This window comes from Amycolatopsis pittospori (assembly GCF_013870525.1).
Classification (GTDB): Bacteria; Actinomycetota; Actinomycetes; order Mycobacteriales; family Pseudonocardiaceae; genus Amycolatopsis; species Amycolatopsis pittospori.
Genome location: NZ_JACBXD010000068.1, coordinates 26,546 through 43,938 on the forward strand (window position 1 = coordinate 26,546; position 17,393 = coordinate 43,938).

At 68.8% G+C, this 17,393-nt stretch carries 17 protein-coding genes; 11 read left to right on the forward strand and 6 right to left on the reverse strand.

Features of this window, described 5'->3' with window-relative positions:
- Nucleotides 1–6: 6 nt before the first annotated feature.
- The 3 genes from H5J31_RS29585 to H5J31_RS29595 all read left to right on the forward strand — a co-directional run bounded on the left by H5J31_RS29585 (nt 7) and on the right by H5J31_RS29595 (nt 3,172).
- Nucleotides 7–1,653 (forward strand): TM0106 family RecB-like putative nuclease, encoded by a 1,647-nt coding sequence (locus H5J31_RS29585; RefSeq protein ID WP_181775943.1) that lies wholly within the window; start codon nt 7–9, stop codon nt 1,651–1,653.
- Nucleotides 1,654–1,734: 81 nt separating this feature from the next.
- Entirely contained in the window at nt 1,735–2,379 is a 645-nt protein-coding gene (locus H5J31_RS29590) for a PadR family transcriptional regulator (RefSeq protein WP_181775944.1), read from the forward strand.
- A 118-nt stretch (nt 2,380–2,497) separates the two neighbouring features.
- Nucleotides 2,498–3,172 (forward strand): class I SAM-dependent methyltransferase, encoded by a 675-nt coding sequence (locus H5J31_RS29595; RefSeq protein ID WP_181775945.1) that lies wholly within the window; start codon nt 2,498–2,500, stop codon nt 3,170–3,172.
- 68 nt (nt 3,173–3,240) lie between these two features.
- Here the strand turns inward: H5J31_RS29595 and H5J31_RS29600 are convergent, their stop codons facing one another.
- Nucleotides 3,241–3,999 (reverse strand): SDR family NAD(P)-dependent oxidoreductase, encoded by a 759-nt coding sequence (locus H5J31_RS29600; protein ID WP_181775946.1) that lies wholly within the window; start codon nt 3,997–3,999, stop codon nt 3,241–3,243.
- A gap of 160 nt (nt 4,000–4,159) precedes the next feature.
- Here H5J31_RS29600 and H5J31_RS29605 point away from each other — a divergent pair, with 160 nt between their 5' ends.
- The gene (locus H5J31_RS29605; protein WP_181775947.1) at nt 4,160–5,470 is read left to right on the forward strand and encodes a UDP-glucose dehydrogenase family protein; all 1,311 of its coding nucleotides are present in this window, start codon (nt 4,160–4,162) and stop codon (nt 5,468–5,470) included.
- 10 nt (nt 5,471–5,480) lie between these two features.
- Here H5J31_RS29605 and H5J31_RS29610 read toward each other — a convergent pair whose 3' ends face one another.
- Nucleotides 5,481–6,059 (reverse strand): TetR/AcrR family transcriptional regulator, encoded by a 579-nt coding sequence (locus tag H5J31_RS29610; RefSeq protein WP_181775948.1) that lies wholly within the window; start codon nt 6,057–6,059, stop codon nt 5,481–5,483.
- 114 nt (nt 6,060–6,173) lie between these two features.
- On the opposite strand from H5J31_RS29610, the gene H5J31_RS29615 reads away from it, so the two are divergent.
- The 3 genes from H5J31_RS29615 to H5J31_RS29625 are packed head-to-tail and all read left to right on the forward strand — an operon-like array spanning nt 6,174 to nt 9,583.
- Nucleotides 6,174–7,367, forward strand: a complete 1,194-nt coding sequence (locus tag H5J31_RS29615; RefSeq protein WP_181775949.1) for an FAD-dependent monooxygenase — start codon at nt 6,174–6,176, stop codon at nt 7,365–7,367.
- A 9-nt stretch (nt 7,368–7,376) separates the two neighbouring features.
- Nucleotides 7,377–7,787 (forward strand): hypothetical protein, encoded by a 411-nt coding sequence (locus tag H5J31_RS29620; RefSeq protein ID WP_181775950.1) that lies wholly within the window; start codon nt 7,377–7,379, stop codon nt 7,785–7,787.
- Nucleotides 7,788–7,819: 32 nt separating this feature from the next.
- Nucleotides 7,820–9,583 (forward strand): gamma-glutamyltransferase family protein, encoded by a 1,764-nt coding sequence (locus H5J31_RS29625; RefSeq protein WP_181775951.1) that lies wholly within the window; start codon nt 7,820–7,822, stop codon nt 9,581–9,583.
- A gap of 212 nt (nt 9,584–9,795) precedes the next feature.
- Here H5J31_RS29625 and H5J31_RS29630 read toward each other — a convergent pair whose 3' ends face one another.
- The 3 genes from H5J31_RS29630 to H5J31_RS29640 are packed head-to-tail and all read right to left on the reverse strand — an operon-like array spanning nt 9,796 to nt 12,699.
- Nucleotides 9,796–10,704 carry a VOC family protein gene (locus tag H5J31_RS29630; RefSeq protein ID WP_181775952.1) on the reverse strand — a complete coding sequence of 303 codons (909 nt, stop codon included), beginning with the start codon at nt 10,702–10,704 and terminating at the stop codon, nt 9,796–9,798.
- Entirely contained in the window at nt 10,697–11,215 is a 519-nt protein-coding gene (locus H5J31_RS29635; protein ID WP_181775953.1) for an RNA polymerase sigma factor, read from the reverse strand. The genes H5J31_RS29630 and H5J31_RS29635 overlap by 8 nt, the downstream gene beginning before the upstream one ends.
- 53 nt (nt 11,216–11,268) lie before the next feature.
- Nucleotides 11,269–12,699, reverse strand: a complete 1,431-nt coding sequence (locus tag H5J31_RS29640; protein WP_181775954.1) for an MFS transporter — start codon at nt 12,697–12,699, stop codon at nt 11,269–11,271.
- A 108-nt stretch (nt 12,700–12,807) separates the two neighbouring features.
- Between H5J31_RS29640 and H5J31_RS29645 the strand changes: the two genes are divergently transcribed.
- From H5J31_RS29645 to H5J31_RS29660, 4 genes are all read left to right on the forward strand, one after another.
- The gene (locus H5J31_RS29645) at nt 12,808–13,641 is read left to right on the forward strand and encodes a helix-turn-helix transcriptional regulator (protein ID WP_181775955.1); all 834 of its coding nucleotides are present in this window, start codon (nt 12,808–12,810) and stop codon (nt 13,639–13,641) included.
- A gap of 63 nt (nt 13,642–13,704) precedes the next feature.
- Nucleotides 13,705–14,559 (forward strand): hypothetical protein, encoded by an 855-nt coding sequence (locus H5J31_RS29650; RefSeq protein WP_181775956.1) that lies wholly within the window; start codon nt 13,705–13,707, stop codon nt 14,557–14,559.
- A gap of 58 nt (nt 14,560–14,617) precedes the next feature.
- The gene (locus tag H5J31_RS29655; protein ID WP_181775957.1) at nt 14,618–15,742 is read left to right on the forward strand and encodes a sensor histidine kinase; all 1,125 of its coding nucleotides are present in this window, start codon (nt 14,618–14,620) and stop codon (nt 15,740–15,742) included.
- On the forward strand, nt 15,739–16,407 hold the full coding sequence (locus H5J31_RS29660; RefSeq protein WP_181775958.1) for a response regulator: 669 nt from the start codon (nt 15,739–15,741) through the stop codon (nt 16,405–16,407). The genes H5J31_RS29655 and H5J31_RS29660 overlap by 4 nt, the downstream gene beginning before the upstream one ends.
- 372 nt (nt 16,408–16,779) lie before the next feature.
- Here H5J31_RS29660 and H5J31_RS29665 read toward each other — a convergent pair.
- The coding region (locus H5J31_RS29665; protein ID WP_181775959.1) for a glycosyltransferase family A protein at nt 16,780–17,393 on the reverse strand (614 nt) is incomplete at its 5' end.

A 17,393-nucleotide genomic window follows, 5' to 3' on the forward strand; every position in this document is an offset into this window, starting at 1 on the left:
TTGTCTGTGAGTAACGAGGTGCTACTGGATGCGGGAGCGGTGAGCCGCTGCCGGCGTCGCGTGCACCTCGAACACGATCCGGCGGTGCGCGAGGTTCCGCTCGCCCCGCCCGACCCCGCCGCGCAGCAGCGGATAGCCGACGCCTCGGCGCATCGCGAGGCCATTGTGCAGCGGCTCATGGACGCGACGGGGCCGGACGCGAGCTGGGTCAAGATCCCTCGCGACATCTCGGCCGCCGAGCGCGTGCAGCTCACCGAAGAGGCCTTCGCCGCCGAAGCGCGCTACATCTGGGGCGCGCTGCTCCCGGTGGATCGCGCCGGTCACCGTCGCGGTGGTTCCGAACTCCTGGTCCGCACGGCCGACGGCTATGTGCCGGTGCTGGTCGTGCGGCACCGCATCACCGATCGTGGCGCGGGCGCGCCGACCACGGTGATGACCGACCTCGACCCGGCGAACCGGTTGCCGGATCCGGCACGAAAGGTCCGCTCGCAGCCTCGGGACCAGATGCGGCTCGCGCACCTCTACCGGATGCTCGAAGCGCTCGGAAGGCACGAAGGGCACCGCGCCATCGGCGGCGTCATCGGCCTCGACGCGGACGTCGTCGTCTGGCACGACCTGTCCGCGGGTACCTGGCCGGGCGGCCGTAGCGCGCTGACGGAGTACCAGAGTCGCTTCGCCGACAGGCTCGCCATCGCGAGTGCGGCGGCCGAAGGCGAAGAACCGCTTGCCGAACCTTCGCGCGTCCTCGAATGCCGTCGGTGCCCTTGGTGGCCGACGTGCGAGGTCGTGCTCACCGAGACCCGTGACGTCAGCCTGGTCGTCCGCGGTGAGGACGCGATGGAACTGCGCCGTGCCGGGGTGTCCACTGTGGACAAGCTGGCCGCGCTCGATCCGGCCGACGAGCCGCCGCCGATGAACTGGACCGGCGGCACCTTCTCCGACGCGATCATCCTCGCGCGCGCCTGGCTCGCCGATCTCACGATGGTGCGCAAGGTCGACCGCATCGAGGTCTCGCGCGGCGACGTCGAGGTCGACGTCGACATGGAGAGCTTCGGCGATTCCGGCGCGTACCTGTGGGGTTCGCTGCTGACCGGCGCCGACATCGGGGTGGAGCAGGGCTACCGGGCCTTCGCGACCTGGGAGCCGTTGCCGACGGCGGACGAGGCGCGGTCGTTCGCGGAGTTCTGGGCGTGGTTCACCGACGTCCGCGAACGCACCCTCGCGGCCGGTCTGACCTTCCGGGCCTACTGCTACAACGCGCTCGCCGAGAACCGCTGGCTCTTCGGCTCCGCCGACCGGTTCGGCGAATACCCCGGTGTCCCCACGAAGGCCGAGATCGCGTCCTTTGTGGACTCCGACGAATGGATCGACCTCTTCCGCAGCGTCACCGACCAGTTCCTGTGCTCGCACGGCAAGGGACTCAAGGTGATCGCCCCGGTCGCCGGTTTCGCCTGGCGCGATCCGGAGGCCGGCGGTGAGGCGTCGATGAGCTGGTACCGCGACGCCGTCGGCATGGACGGCGGTATCCCCGACGACATCCAGCGCGAACGCCTCCTGCGCTACAACGAGGACGACGTCCTGGCCACCCACGCGCTGCGGAACTGGATGACGGACCACGCGCAGACGTCGGTGCCGTACATGAACGACCTCTGATCTCTCACGAACTAAGACACTTGCGATCACTCGTGCTTTTGCGGATACTCGTAGACGAGTACTCGTCAGCGAGGAGATCCGGTGAAACGACGGAAGGTCGGCAATCTGCTGGCGCTGGCCATCCTGTCCACGCTGGTCGAGCGCTCGATGCACCCGTACGAAATGGCGTCGATCCTGAAGGAGCGCGGCAAGGATCGCGACATGGGGATCAAATGGGGCTCGTTCTACACCGTCGTCCGCAACCTGGGGAAACACGGTTTCATCGAGGCCGTCGAGAGCAACCGCGACGGCGCGCGTCCTGAGCGCACGGTCTACCGGATCACCGATTCCGGCCGTGCCGAATTGCTCGACTGGCTGCGCGAACTCCTCGCTGAACTCGCGCCGGAGGAGCCGAAGTTCGTGGCCGGGTTGTCGGTGATGGCGTGGCTCGGGCCGGACGAGGTGATCGCCCTGCTCCGCACCCGGCTGGCGGCGTTGGACGAGGACGTCGAGCGAGGCCGTGACGAACTCGAGCGACTGGTCAAGGAGATCCCGCGGCTGATGCTGCTCGAAGTCGAGTACCACCTGGCGATCCGCGCGGCGGAAGCCGAATGGGTCCGCTCGATTCTCGGGGAACTGACTTCCGGTTCGATGCCGGGTCTCGCCGCGTGGCGGACCTACCACGAGACCGGAGAGCTACCGGCCGAAGTGGCCGAGTTGGCCGAAAGGGGGAGTACCCGCAGTTGAAAGAACCCCGGCGAGGTGTTGCAGCACCCCGCCGGGGCGACGATCCCGCAACCGGAACCCGGCCACGAGAAGGCATCTTGAGAATAGCCGGGCTCCGGGTAATCAACCTGGAGAGACCATGTCGGACATCAAGGACAGAAAACGGTTCAAGATCATGCCGGAGATGGGCGGCGCGCTGGCGCGGAACTACGCCCGGCAGCGCGGTACCGAACCGCAGCTCGAACTCTGGCGGAAACAGGCCCGCGAACTCGCCGCGAGCCTGCCGGACGACACGAAGATCCTCGAGGTCGCCTTCGGCCCCGGCTACTTCGCCGTCGAACTCGCGCGGCTCGGCTGCTCCGTCACCGGCCTCGACGTCGCGCCGACGTTCGTCGAGATCGCGAGCGACTACGCACGGGCTCAAGGCGTCGACGTCGAGTTCCGCGAAGGAGACGTCGCGGGGATGCCGTTCGACGACGAGTCGTTCGATTTCGTCGTCTGCCAGGCCGCGTTCAAGAACTTCGTGTGGCCGGTCAAGGCGCTCGACGAGATGTATCGCGTGCTCCGGCCCGGCGGCACGGCCGTCGTGCAGGACATGAACCGCGACGCGACCGACGGCGAGATCGTGCGCGAGGTCGAGAGCATGAAGCTCGGCAAGCTGGCCGCGCTCGGCGTCCGTCAGACACTCGGCCATCTCCGGCGCCGCGCCTACACGCCGGTGCAGTTCGGCGGTCTGGTCGCCGAAACCGCGTTCCGTACCGCGGAGATCGCCACCGAAGGCATCAGCCTGGACGTTCGCCTCACCCGTCCGTAAAGGTCATGAAAGGGTCTTTCCTGACGAAATCCGTCAGTAAAGACCCTTTCATGACACCGGGGAACAGGTCAGCGAGGAGCCATCCGCAGCGAGCCGTCCATCCGGACGACCTCGCCGTTCAGGTAGTCGTGGTCGATCAGCGAAAGGGCGAGCTGCGCGTACTCGTCCGGCCGCGCGAGCCGCTTCGGGAACGGAACGCCTTCGGCCAGCGAAGCGCGGAACTCGTCGCTCACCGTCGCCAGCATCGGGGTGTCGACGATGCCCGGCGCGATGGTCAGCACGCGGATCCCGTGCGACGCGAGGTCGCGCGCGGCCGGCAGGGTCATGCCGACGATGCCGCCCTTGGACGACGAGTACGCCACCTGCCCGATCTGGCCGTCGTAGGCGGCGATCGACGCGGTGTTGATGATGACGCCGCGCGCGTTGTCGGCCAGCGGCTCGGTCTTGGCGATGGCCTCGGAGGCGATCGTCAGCACGTTGAAGGAGCCGATCAGGTTGATCTGGACGACCTTCGCGAACAGGGCGAGGTCGTGCGGGCCCTTCTTCGAAAGGATCCGCGCGGACGGTCCGATCCCGGCGCAGTTCACCACGGTCCGCAGCGGCACCCCGGATTCGGCGGCGGTCGCGACGGCGGCGCGCACCTGCTCCGGATCGGTCACATCGGCCTCGACGTAGGTGATGCCCTCGACCTGCTCGGCGGTGGCGATGGCACCGGCGAGGTCCAGCGCGAAGACCCGCGCGCCCTTCGCCGCGAGCGCCTTCGCGGTCGCACCGCCGAGCCCGGACGCGCCACCCGTGACGAGCGCCGCGGTGTCGGTGATCTGCATGTTCTCCCTTTCGTCGACAACCGGCTCTAGGTTAACGCTCGTTCGCATCCGTGCGGCTGGTGTGTTGGCTCACGTCGGTGCGAAGCATGTCGTGAGGAGTATTCGGGCCTGAAGCGTTCCGTTCGCTTCCAGGTCAACTCCGGCTGTCACCTTCAGCATCATGAGCGCTGCTCGGATCGTGGTGGTGGGGACCGGATACGTCGGATTGACCACGGGGGCCTGCCTGGCCGGCCTGGGGCATCGAGTCACTTGCGTCGATGTCGACCAGGCGAAGGTCGCAAGGCTCTCCGCCGGACGCGTGGACATCCTGGAACCGGGTTTGTCCGAGCTGGTGTCGAGGGGGCTGACCAGCGGAAGACTCGAATTCGTGGTCGGAGCGCGCGACGCGGTTCGCGACGCGGAGGCCGTTTTCCTTTGTGTGCCAACGCCGATGGGGGCGGGCGGGTCGGCGGATCTGCGGGCCGTCGAAGCCGTGACGACCGAGATCGGTGACGTCATCCCGCCGGGTTGCGCGCTGATCACGAAGTCGACCGTCCCGGTGGGGACGTCGAAGCGCATCCAGGCGATGCTCGGCCGCACGGACGTGCCGGTCGTGTCGAACCCCGAGTTCCTGCGCGAGGGCACCGCCGTCGAGGACTTCCTGGGCCCGGACCGGATCGTCGTCGGTTCCGACGACGTCGCGGCCGCCCGCTGGGTCGGCGATCTCTACGCCGATCTCGCCGCCCCGGTCGTCGTCGCCGACGCGGCCAGCGCGGAACTCGTGAAGTACGCGGCGAACTGCTTCCTCGCGATGAAACTGTCCTATGTGAACTCGATCGCCGAACTGTGCGAACGACTCGGCGCGGACATCGACCTCGTCACCGAAGGCATGGGCTACGACCGGCGCATCGGCCGCTCGTTCCTCAAACCCGGCCCCGGCTGGGGAGGCTCGTGCCTACCGAAGGACACCAGCGCGCTGGTCAAGGTCGCGGAGTCCGTGCAGTACGACTTCACCCTGCTGACCTCGGCGATCGAAGAGAACATCGCGCAGCGGGACCGGATCGTCGCGAAGATCGCCGGCGCCGTCGGCGGCACGCTGGCCGGTTCGCGGATCGGCGTCCTCGGCCTGGCGTTCAAGGCGGGCACGAACGATCTGCGCGACTCGCCGGCCCTCGCGGTCGCCTCGGTGCTGGGCGCGCTCGGCGCGGACCTGACCGCCTACGACCCGGCCGTCGGCGGTGAGATCCCCGGCATGACCGTGGTCGACGACCCGTACCAGGTCGCGAAGGCCGCCGACGCCGTCGTCGTGCTGACGGAATGGGACGAGTTCAAACGGCTCGACTGGCACTACATGGCCGAGCAGATGGACGGCGACTCCGTCGTCGACACCCGCAATCTCCTCGACCCGCAACGGATCCTGGACGCCGGCCTGTCCTGGCAGGGCGTCGGGCGGCCGCGTGCGGCGCTGCGGCGGAAGGTCGCCGTCTCCTGACCCACCTGCCTCATCGCACCCGGGAGACGAGCGTCATCAGCCCGTCCACGACCTCCTCGGCCGTCGGAGCGTTCTCCGGGTCGAGCATGTGCTGCAGCATGATTCCCGAGTTCAGTGCCGTGGCCACCGCGCCGATGCGGCGCTCGTCGGCCTCGGTGAGCGTGTCCTCGGCGATCCCCAGAATGCCCGCCGCCATTCCCCGGCGTCCCTCACGCTGGGCCGCGGCAAGCTGTTTCCGCAGCTCAGGGTGATGCTCGGATTGTACGAACGCCTCGATCGAGGCGATCCACAGCTGACGGTTCCGCCCGTAGGAGTCGATCATCGCCCGCCAGGACGCCCGGTACTGCTCGTCGGCCGGGGCGTCGGGGTCGACGGCGCGCCGCATCTCCTGCTGGACCTCCACGCCCCAGTCGTCCATCGCCTGGGAGAACGCCGTCAGCAGCAGGGCTTCGCGCGACCCGAAGTGGTAGCCGATCGCCGCGTGACTGACCCCGGCCGCCGTCGCGATGTCCCGCACGGTGGTGCGTGACCAGCCCTTTTCCTTGAGGCACTGGATGGCGCCGTTCATCAGGTCCTCGCGATTGCCCATGGCCGGGATCCTAGACCATGTGGTTTATCCATTTGGTTTAACCAAGCGGCTTGACCAAGCGTGCAAATCTGCCGTACGGTCGTTCCCATCACCACGAACCCACTGGGAGCAGCCATGACGACCACAGTTCTGATCTCCGGCGCCGGCATCGCGGGGCCGGCTCTCGCCTACTGGCTGCGGGAGCGCGGCTTCGCGCCGACCGTCGTCGAGCGCGCCCCGGCCCTGCGCGAAGGCGGCAGCGCGGTCGACTTCCGCGGCGAGCAGATGACCCTGCTGAAGCGCATGGGGATCCTCGACGACATCCGCGCGAAGGAGACCGCGATGGGCGCGCAGATCGTCGTCGACGCGCGCGGCAAGAAGGTCGCCTCGATGCCGTCGGTCTTCTTCAGTGGCGAAGTCGAAATCGAGCGCGGAGACCTGACGCGCATCCTCTACGAGCACTCGAAGGACGGCACCGAGTACGTCTTCGGCGACTGGATCACCGGCCTGGACGAGGATCCGGACGGCGTCACCGTCACCTTCGCCCACGGCGAGCCGCGGAGATTCGACCTCGTCGTCGGCGCGGACGGACTCCACTCGGGCGTGCGGCGGCTGACCTTCGGCGACGAAGAGCTGTTCCGGACCGACCTCGGCTTCCACACCGCGGGCTTCACCGTGCCCAACCACCTGGGCCTGGACCATCTGGGCCTGATCTGCAGCATCCCCGGCCGGACGGTGATGGCCGCCAGTGGTCGCGATGGTGCGGTCCTCAACATCGGTCTTCTCTTCGCGTCGGACTCACTGGATGTGCCTCGGCGTGATGTCGCGGCGCAGAAGAAGGTCGTCGTAGAGCGCTTCGCCGACTTCGGCTGGGAAACCGCGAAGTTGCTCGAAGGACTCAAGGACGCCGACGACCTGTACTTCGATTCGCTCAGCCAGATCCACCTGGACAAGTGGTCCCAGGGGCGGGTCGTACTGCTCGGCGACGCGGCTTGGTGCGCCGGTCCCGGCGGTTCGGGAACCGGGCTCGCGATGATGGGCGCGTACGTGCTGGCGGGAGAACTCGCTGCCGCACAGGGAGATCACGAAGTCGCTTTCGCGCGCTACGAGGAGAAATTGCGCGGCCCGGTCAAGACTTCGCAGAAGCAGGCGGCCGGGATCGGCACGTTCCTCGTGCCGAAGAAGCAGTTCATGATCGGCTACCGCAACTTCCTGTACCGGGTGCTGGGTTCGCGGCCGATGACCAAGGTGTTCACGTGGCTGACTTCGCGCGCGGCCAACGCGGCGACGCTCGAAAACTATGACGCTCCGGTCGCTATCCGGAGCTAGTTTCGGTGGGTGAGGGATCTGAAGGAGTTCCGCAAGGCCTGTTACGAGGCGGCTCGGCGAACGCGCGGACAGGTCACCGGGTTCGTTTCGTACGAGGCGGGACAGAACTTCGACCAGGGCGAGATCGCCTATCGCCATCGAACAGCCTCGGTGATGTGGACGCAGTCGTGGATCGAGGGCGACCGGCGGGAGATCCTCGGCATCGCTGAATCACCCGTCGGCTGGGGATCGATGACCTTCGTCGACGAGCCGGGACTGCTGGCCGTGCTGGGCGAGCTTCTTCCTGGATTCCGGCTGTACACCCGGTCCGAACTCGAGACGCCGATCGACCTCTCGGCGCCGCCCTGGGTGGACGACTACGACGCCAAATATTGGCGGCCGGAGCACCTGGGTGACTACCTCTTCAACTACTGGGACTGAAAAAGTAGTTAGCAAAGCGTAGTATCGGCCGGGTGTTCACGACCAGGCCGGAACTGGCCGGCACCCACGGCATGGTGGCATCGACGCACTGGCTGGCCTCGGCCACCGGGATGGCGGTGCTGGAAGACGGCGGCAACGCCTTCGACGCGGCGGTAGCGGCCGGGTTCGTCCTGCAGATCGCCGAGCCGCATCTGTGCGGCCCGGCGGGGCAGGTCCCCGGCATCTTCGTCACCGCGAAGGACCGGACGCCGCGAGTGCTCGCAGGTCAAGGCGTCTCACCCGCGGCCGCGACTCCGGAGCACTTCGCGGACCTCGGGCTCGACCTGATCCCCGGCAGCGGTCTGCTCCCCGCGACCGTCCCGGGAGCGTGGGACGGCTGGCTGCTGCTCCTGCGGGATCACGGCACGAAGTCGCTCCGCGACGTGCTCGGCTACGCGATTTCCTATGCGCGCAACGGGATTCCGCTGGTCAGCCGGGTCGGCGACACGATCCGCGCGGTGCGGGACCTGTTCACCGAGCATTGGCCGACATCCGCGGCGCTGTGGCTTCCGGACGGCAAGCCGGCCGAGGGCCTGCACTGCAACCCGGCGCTCGCGGACACCTGGGAGCGACTGGTCGCCGAGGCCGAGTCGGTCAGCGGGCGTGAAGCGCAGATCGACGCCGGACGTCGCGCGTGGTCGCAGGGTTTCGTCGCCGAAGCGATCGAGGCGTTCGGCCGTAAGGCGTTCCGCGACGATTCCGGCCGTGACCACGCCGGGCTCCTCACCGGCGACGACATCGCGAGCTGGGAAGCGACGTACGAAGACGCGCTGCAGGTCGACTTCGGCGACTGGGGCCTGGTGAAGATGGGCGCCTGGACCCAGGGGCCCGCGCTACTGCAGCAGGCGCGGTTGCTGGACGGCCTGCGCGACGAACTGTCCTATGTGGACGGAATTCCGACGGAACGCACGGTGCACTTGGCCGCCGAAGCGGCGAAACTCGCGTTCGCCGATCGCGAGGCCTGGTACGGGGATTCTCCCGATGTGCCGATCGAATTGCTGATCTCCCGCGAGTACGCGGATGCTCGTCGCGCCCTGATCACGGAGGAGGCGTCCGCCGAACTTCGGCCGGGTGGTCCCTCTCCGCGGCTGCCGGCGATCCTCGAGAAGCTCCGCGGCCTCGAATCCGGTTCCGGCGCGACGGGGGAGCCGACGGTCGGGCCGCTGGGCGAGACGCGGGGTGACACCGTGCACATCGACGTCGTCGACGCGGCCGGGAACATGATCTCCGTGACGCCGTCGGGTGGCTGGCTGCAGTCGAGTCCGACGATTCCCGAACTCGGCTTCTGCCTCGACTCGCGCGGGCAGATGTTCTGGCTGGAACAGGGTCTGCCGAATTCGCTGGCGCCGCGGAAACGGCCGCGGATCACGCTTTCGCCTTCGATGGGGCTGCGTGACGGCGAGCCGGTGCTGGCGTTCGGCACGCCCGGAGGCGACCAGCAGGACCAGTGGCAGCTGTGTTTCTGGCTGGCGCACACGCTCGGCGGGCTGAACCTGCAGGAGTCGATCGATTCCCCCGCCTGGCACACGACCGCGTTCCCGAGTTCGTTCTATCCGCGCTCGTGGACGCCGCGGGAACTCGTCGTCGAGTCGCGTCTCGGTCAGTCCACAATGGACACTCTGGCCGCACGCGGCCACGCGGTCGTCGACGCCGGACCTTGGTCGCTGGGGCGGCTTTCGGCCGTCTCGCGCTCCGGTGGAGTCCTGCGGGCCGCCGCCAACGCACGTGGAATGCAGGGCTACGCCGCCGGCCGCTGACCTGCCTGCTGATGCCGACCTGCCGTGAAGGCCTCCTTCCCTACCCTCAAGGTAGTGAAGGAGGCCCTCACGGCACGGACCCCCAGCCCTGGTTGTCCACAACCATCCCCACCTGTGGACAACTCGGCTCAGTCCCGCTTCCCTTCCCCCATAAGCGATAGACTGGCTTCGGGGTCGCCCCCCTGGGAGCGGTGGGGGCTGGGGTGGTGACCTTAAGAGCGCGGCTGTTCCCAGAGCCAGAATTCGATGCCCTGGTCGTCCACGCATTCGGCGCTCAGACCGTAGGGCTGCTGTTCGGGTTCGTCGGCCTGGCCACCATGAGCCCGGACGCGGTCGAGGGCGGCGGCGAGGTCGTCGACGGCGTACATCACCTTCCAGCCCACTTGCCGTCCCGGGCCGCCCCAGAGTCCGCCTTGCAGGCCGGAACCTTCGATACCCCAACCGTCTTCGACGCGGCCCGGCGAGAACTGCCAGCCGAGGACGGCGCCGTAGAAGGCCTTCGCGGTTTCGCCGTCCGGGACCTGGAAGGTGAAGTAGCCCGCTTCGCCATGCCGGACCGGCTTCGACCCCGAAGCACCCGAAGCACCTGAGGTACCCGAAGCGGCGGCCTGAGCGACGAGCCACCGCTGGCCGTACGGGTCCTTGATCGCCCCACTGAGCCCGTGGCCGGTGTCCGAGACCGGGCGTTCCAGTTCACCGCCCAGTTCCACAGCTCGGCGAGCGGACGCTTGCACGTCCGCCACCTCGACCCGGATCAGCGGTCCACCCGCGGCGGCCACGACATTGCCCAGTTCGGGGAACTCCTCCGCGAGCATCAGCACGCTGTCCCCGATGGCCAGTTCCGCGTGCCCGACCCGGCCGTCCTCCATCACGATCGGTTCGGCCCGCCGCCGCGCCCCGAACACCTCGACGTAGAAGTCGAGGGCGGCGCGCGCGTCGGTGACCACGAGGTACGGGGTCAGCGCGCGCACTTCGGCGGTCGCGGCGGGTGTTTCGGTGGTCGTCATATCGGCTCCGTTCAGGACGGCGCGACGCAGGTTGTCGCGCAGTTCGGCGGCGAAGAGCGGGTCGGGATCGACCGGCTGCGAGGGCGCGCGAAGCGCATCGAACGGATCAGGCATCGCGACCCTCCTTCTCCTGGTAAGCACGCCGGAACGCGGCACGGGCCCGCACGAGCAACGCCTCCGTGGCGTGCAGAGTGCGATCCAGCTGGGCGGCGACCTCCGGTACCGGTAGGCCGTCGACATAGCGAAGCGTCAATGCGGCCTGATGATGCGCTCCGAGCGAAGCGAGCACTTCGCGTGCCAAGAGGGCGTCGAGCCGCTCATCCCACGGATCGGTGTACTCCTCCTCGTGGACGAGCCGCAGCCCACGTTCCTCACGTTCCTTACGCCGCCAGTGATCGGCGAGCTTGTGCCGGGCGACGCCGATCAGCCACCCGGTGCTCACTGGAGGCGCGGTCTCCTTGCGACAGGCCCTCACCGCGCCGAGGAACGTCTCCGACGTCAGCTCCTCGGCGAGGGTGCGATCACCGCACCGGGACAGCAGGTACCCGTAGACCTCCGGCAACGCCGTGTCGTACAGCGACAACAGCGCGAAGGCCGGGTCCCGATGCACCCGAGGTTCCGTCACAGTCCCATCGTCGCTCGGGGAGTCACTTCTCCGACGGGTGAAACCGAACTTTCTCAGATCCGCGGATCCGGCAGCCGCCGCGCAACCGTGATCACACCGATCGTCAGCACCGCCTGAATCCCGATGACCAGCACGAACGCGCCCTTCATCCCGAGCGGGCCGGCGCCGACCGAAGCGAACAACGTCCCCAGCGTCGCGACGCCCAGCGCCATCGCGGCCTGCTGAGACGTCGTCAGCATCCCGCTGCCGACCCCGGCGATCTCCGGCGGCACCTTGGACAGCACGATCCGGAACACCGTCGTCATGGCCAGCCCCTGCCCGAACCCGCACAGCAGCATCCCCGGCGCGAAATCGAGCACGCCCAGGCGCGGCCAGCCCACCAGCACCGTGCCGATCAACACCAGCAGCCCGAGCAGCTGGACCGAAAGACCGGCGGCCACGACCCGCTGCCCGAATCGCGTCACCAGACGGCTGCTGACCAGGCACATCGCGAAGAACGCGAGCGAAAGCGGCGCCGTCACGAGCCCGGAGCCCAGCGGGCCGAGGTGCAGGCCGTCCTGCAAGGTCACCGCGAACACGAACATGAACGCGCTGAAGCCGATGAAGAACGGCACCCCGACCAGCAGCCCTTGCCGCACGCTCGGCATCCGCATCACCGACGGGGGCAGGAGCGGGATGCCGCCGTGGCGTTCCATCCGGCGTTCGACGCGGACGAACCCGGCCGCGGCGAACGGGAACACCACGAGCAGCGCGACCGTCCACAGTGGCCAGTCCAGCACGGGGCCCTCCGCCAGCGGGAGCAGGAGCGACACCAGCGCGGTCGCCAGCAGCACCGTGCCCCAGCGATCGATGCCGATCGGGTTCGACGAGCGGCTCTCCGGGATCAGCCGCCGCGCGATCACCAGGCCCGCGATCCCGACCGGCACGTTGACCAGGAAGATCGGCCGCCAGCCGGTGCCCCAGAGATCGGCGGCGACCAGCGCCCCGCCGAGGAACTGGCCGAGCACCATGGAAAGCCCGGCGGTCGCGCCATACAGCCCCAGCGCCTTGGACCTGCGCTCGCCCGTCGTGGTCGCCTGGATGATCGAAAGCACCTGCGGCAGCATCAGCGCGGCGGCCGCCCCCTGTGCGGCCCGAGCCAGTACCAGCGTCAGCGCCGTCGGCGCGATCCCGCAGAGCAGGGACGTCACGGTGAACGAGGCCAGGCCGATCAGGAACAGTTTGCGACGGCCGAAGGCGTCGCCGAGACGGCCGCCGACGACCAGCAGCACCGCGTAGGCGATCCCATAGGCCGCGACCACCAGCTCCAAGGTCGCCGAAGACGTGCGGAGATCGGTGCCGATCGCCGGCAGGGCGATGTTGACGATGAAGAAGTCGATGAGGGGAAGTGCCGCCCCCAGCAGCACGGTGACCAGGCCCGCCGAGGTCAGGGCCGGTCCGGCGGCGACGCGGGTGGGCGTCGCCGGAACTTGCGTCGAAGTCATGGGTACTACGATCGAACGATTCCCACCCTGGTACCAGGAGCGTGGTTATCCTGGTATCGCCACTACCTGGTAACCGGGTCGAAGCTTTGCGAACCTGATGAGGTGACCATGACCGTCGCATCGCGAGCGGCCGACGTGCGCCGGCACGAACTGGCCGCGTTCCTGCGCAGCCGCCGCGAGCGCATCACCCCGGACCAGGTCGGCCTGCCGATCAGCGGCAGGCGCCGGACACCGGGGTTGCGTCGCGAGGAGGTCGCGCAGCTGGCCGGGGTCGGGGTCACCTGGTACACGTGGCTCGAACAGGGCCGGGACATCAACGCGTCCGAGCAGGTACTCGACGCGATCTCCCGCACGCTGCGGCTCGACCCGCACGAGCACCTGCACCTGTTCACCCTCGCGGGCGCGCCGGAGCCGCCGCTGGAGAAGGACTGCAAGCTCCTCAGCCAGAACGTCTACCGGATGATGGACAAACTGGAGCCGTTCCCCGTCTGCGTGCGCAACGCGCGGTGCGACATCCTCGCCTACAACCGGGCCTACAACTGGCTGATGGGTGACGTCGACTCCGTCCCGTTCGAGGATCGCAACACCCTCGTCCAATGCCTGACCAACCCCGAATGGCGGCGCAGGCTGCCCGACTGGGAGGTCAACCTGCCCCGCGTGGTCGCCGGATTCCGGGCGGCGATGGCCGAACACCTCGCCGAACCGGCGTGGAAGAACCTGGTCAAGCGGCTGCGGCAGGAGTCCGAACTCTTCGAACGGATGTGGAAGGAGCACGACGTCTCCACCGAACGGATCGTGCTCAAGCGCTACCTGCATCCGGACGTCGGCCTGCTGCGGTTCGAATTCTCGTACCTGTACCTCGGGCGGCGTTCCGAGATCTCGCTGGCGACGCTCACCCCGGCCGACGAGGAAACCGCCGCGAAACTGCCCGGCTCCTTCTGAGGAGGGAGGCGGACCAGGCCCGCGAGGGAGTCTTTCCGCGGCGTGGGCGCCGACGCTGAGAGCATGACCGCAGCAGTCTCCGCCCCCAAGATCTCCAGCGCCCGCCTGATCATCTGCTACGCCGCGATCCTGGGCACGCTCCCGTACCTGACACTCAAGGCTTCCTGGGTCACCGGCGGCGGCCTCGGCCTCCGCGACCCGTCCTTTGTGGACTCCGACCTGATGCTCTTCGCGAATCTGCTCACCGGCGGGATGGACGTCGTCGCGGTGGTGCTCGCACTCGCCTTCACCTACTCCTGGGGTCGCCGGATCCCCGCGCCACTCCTGCTGTTCCCGATCTGGATCGGCACCGGACTGCTCGCGCCGATCGTGCTGAACCTCCCGGTGATCGTCGCCGACCTGACCCAGCCGCACCTGACCGGAATGCCGCTGGAGAACTGGGTCTGGGCCGTCGTCTACGGCGGATTCGGCTGGCAGGGCGTCATGCTGCTGACCGCGTTCGTGCTCTACGCCCGTGATCGCTGGTGGTTCGTCGTCACCGGCACCGTCCGGCCGGGAACGATCGGTACCGCGGGCAGGCTCGGCATCGCCGCCGCCCTCGGCGCCGCGGCCGCCCACCTGACCTGGGCGTTCGGCTCCGGCGGGATGTCGGCCCGGGGTCAGGACGTCGTCGTCGCGCTGCTCAGCGTGCTCGCCGCGGCGGCGCTGGCGACCGTGTCGCGGGGCAGGTTCTGGCCTCGGCTGGTGCTGGTGTGGACCGGCGCCGGGGCGATGGCGGGCTCGGGCGCGTGGGGACTGTTCGGCGAGCTCACCATGAGCTCGCACGGGCTGGGGCGTGCGCTCGTGGTGGCGGTGCAGGTGATCGGCGGTGTGCTGATGATGATCTCGGTCCTCCGTCGGCTACCGCACACGGCGTAGCCGAGAAGCCGCTTTTCAACGGACGCAGTACGCCTTCGCTCCGGGTAGCTTTCGTCGTGTGCTGCTGAAAGACAGGTATCCGTGGAGCCCCTGGGTGGGTCGCGTACTGCGCGTGGTGTTGCCGCTGGGGTTCGTCCTCGGGGCCACGAGCAGCGCGGCCCGCTGGCAGCCGGGCGCGCAGGCGCTGACCCCGCTCGGGTACCTGTGGCTGATCGTCACCGCGCTGTCGTTGCTGGTGGTGCACCGGTTCCCCATGCCGATCTTCCTGCTCACATCCGCGCTGACGCTGGGTTACTACGCGTCGGGCAATCCGGGCGGGCCGGCGATCGTGCTGCCGACGATCGCGTTGTTCGTGCTCACGAAGATCCGCGGGCCGCTGGTCGCCGGGATCACCGGCGGGTCGCTTCTCCTGGTCGCCGGCATCGCGTTGTTCGTCCGGCACGGGTTCGGTGCCTTCGACGCCCGGGTCGGGCTCGGCGTCGTCTGGGTGGTCGCGGTCGTCGGGATCGGGACGGCGGTGCGCAACGGGATGGCCGCCGCGCGGGCCCGGCGCGAGCAGGCCGACGAGCACCGGCATCGGATGGCCGAGCAGGAACGGCTCACCATCGCCCGCGAGGTGCACGACGTCGTCGCGCACAGCCTGGCGATGATCAACGTCCAGGCCGGGGTCGCCGCGCACGTCGCCGATCGACGTCCTGAGCAGGCGAAAGAGGCGTTGCTGAACATCAAGGAGGCGAGTGCTTCGGCGCTGAAGGACCTCCGCGCGACGCTGGCCGTGCTGCGTTCCGGCGAGGACAAGGCGCCCGCGCCGAGCCTCGCCCAGGCCGACGAGTTGTTCGAGCACGCCCGCGCCGCCGGGCTTGAGGTCCGTGTCGACGGCGAACCGGGCGAGCTGCCCGCCCCCGTCGACGGCGCCGCGTACCGGATCCTGCAGGAATCGCTGACGAACGTGGTCCGCCACGCGAACCAGGCACGCGGGGTCGACGTCCGGTTCGAGCGGAAAACCGGTGCGCTGACGCTGCTCGTCCGCGACGATGGCCGTGGCGCCGTCGAACCCGCACCCGGCCACGGCCTGCGCGGGATGTCCGAGCGGGCGGCCGCGCTGGGCGGTGCGCTCACGACGTCCGTTGTGGACGGAGGATTCCAGGTTCGCGTGGACCTGCCGATCGAGGGGGAACGATGACGATCCGGGTGGTCCTCGCCGACGACCAGGCGCTGGTGCGCGCCGGTTTCCGGGTGCTGCTGGAGACCGAAGACGGTTTCGAGGTCTGCGCCGAGGCCGGTGACGGCGAGCAGGCCGTCGCGGCCGCTGTCGAGCACAAGCCGGACATCGTGGTGATGGACATCCGGATGCCCGGCGTCGACGGGCTCGAAGCGACCCGGCGGATCACCGCGAACCCCGAGCTGACCGGGGTGAAAGTCCTGGTCCTGACCACATTCGATGTCGACGAGTACGTCTACGAGGCGTTGCGAGCGGGCGCCAGCGGGTTCCTGTTGAAGGACACCGATCCGGTGGAGCTGCTGCGCGCGTTGAAGGTGGTCGCCGCGGGTGAGGCGCTGCTCGCGCCGACCGTGACCCGGCGGCTGATCGCGGAATTCGTCGAACGCCCGGAGAACCGCCGCATCGACGTGAGCGCCGTCCGCGAGATCACCGACCGCGAACGCGAGGTACTCGGCCTGGTCGCCGGCGGGATGTCGAACGACGAGATCGCCGCGCACCTGGTGATTTCGACGGCCACCGCGCGTACGCACGTCAGCCGCATCATGACCAAGATCGGGGCTCGGGACCGCGCGCAGCTGGTGGTGCTCGCCTACGAGTCCGGCCTGGTCAGCCCCAGGCGTGGCTAGCGGATCAGCGGCGTGAGGTGAACGGGACCCTCGCCTGAGAGGCCCGTTCACCTCACTCGTGCGCCGCGGGAGCGGACTGCGTCAGGTCGGTCCGACGAGGTCAGCCGCGCTTCAGCTGAAGCGCGAGCCGTATGACGAATACGACGGCCAGCGCGGCGACCAGGGCGATTTCCCAGGCCATGGCTGCTCCTCCTCGTCCGGCATCCGAACGCTCCGATGCTCTGCCTATAGGGCGCATCACGGGGGGAGGACGTTCACCGACACGGCCTAACTCACTCGAACGGGCGAAGATCACGCCTACCCCCGGTGCTATGAACGGCCCGTTACTTGCAAATTTTGCAAGTAACGGGCCGTTCATAGCACTTACGGGAGTTACAGAGCGCTCGTCACCGCAGCCCACACCCGGTGCGGGTCGAGGTCCATCGGCCGCGAGTCGGGATCCGGCCGCAGCCGTCGCAGCAGCACCTGCTGAACCAGCGCGGTCGGCCGCTCGGCGGAAGCCACGCGCCGCCAGAACAGGTGATCCTCCAGGCCCTCGAAGAGCACCTCGGAGTTCCACCCGCCGAATTCGTCGACCAGCGATCGCCGCACCAGATAGCCGCTGCCCAGGTACGGCAGCTTCCGCAGCCGCCGCTCCTCCGGCGGCAGCGCGCCGACCAGGCCGTCCACCGGATCCGCGACCGGGCAGTGCACGACGTCGGCACCTTCCGAAGAGGCCAGCAGCCGCTCCAGCAGGAACTCCGACGCGCGCATGCCGCCGTCGAGTACCAGCAGCCAGGACGCCGTCGAGCGTTCCAGCAGCGAGTTCCGCGTGAGGCCGCGACCGAGCGGGGTGTCGTGCAGCAGGACGTCGTACGGGCGCGGCCGCGGCCACGGGTGCACGCCGTCCTCGCCGACGAGCACCTTCCGCGGCAGCACGGTGCCCGTGAGCAGGTCGTTCGCCAGATCGTCCGGGTCGACCTCGCCGGCCCGCCGCACGATCAGCA

What these genes read in the sequence shown, in the direction of transcription:
- H5J31_RS29595 (WP_181775945.1), top strand. Translation starts at nt 2,498, where the DNA reads ATGTCGGACATCAAGGACAGAAAACGGTTCAAGATCATGCCGGAGATG.
- H5J31_RS29600 (WP_181775946.1), bottom strand. Translation starts at nt 3,999, where the DNA reads ATGCAGATCACCGACACCGCGGCGCTCGTCACGGGTGGCGCGTCCGGG.
- H5J31_RS29605 (WP_181775947.1), top strand. Translation starts at nt 4,160, where the DNA reads ATGAGCGCTGCTCGGATCGTGGTGGTGGGGACCGGATACGTCGGATTG.
- H5J31_RS29610 (WP_181775948.1), bottom strand. Translation starts at nt 6,059, where the DNA reads ATGGGCAATCGCGAGGACCTGATGAACGGCGCCATCCAGTGCCTCAAG.
- H5J31_RS29615 (WP_181775949.1), top strand. Translation starts at nt 6,174, where the DNA reads ATGACGACCACAGTTCTGATCTCCGGCGCCGGCATCGCGGGGCCGGCT.
- H5J31_RS29630 (WP_181775952.1), bottom strand. Translation starts at nt 10,704, where the DNA reads ATGCCTGATCCGTTCGATGCGCTTCGCGCGCCCTCGCAGCCGGTCGAT.
- H5J31_RS29640 (WP_181775954.1), bottom strand. Translation starts at nt 12,699, where the DNA reads ATGACTTCGACGCAAGTTCCGGCGACGCCCACCCGCGTCGCCGCCGGA.
- H5J31_RS29645 (WP_181775955.1), top strand. Translation starts at nt 12,808, where the DNA reads ATGACCGTCGCATCGCGAGCGGCCGACGTGCGCCGGCACGAACTGGCC.
- H5J31_RS29650 (WP_181775956.1), top strand. Translation starts at nt 13,705, where the DNA reads ATGACCGCAGCAGTCTCCGCCCCCAAGATCTCCAGCGCCCGCCTGATC.
- H5J31_RS29660 (WP_181775958.1), top strand. Translation starts at nt 15,739, where the DNA reads ATGACGATCCGGGTGGTCCTCGCCGACGACCAGGCGCTGGTGCGCGCC.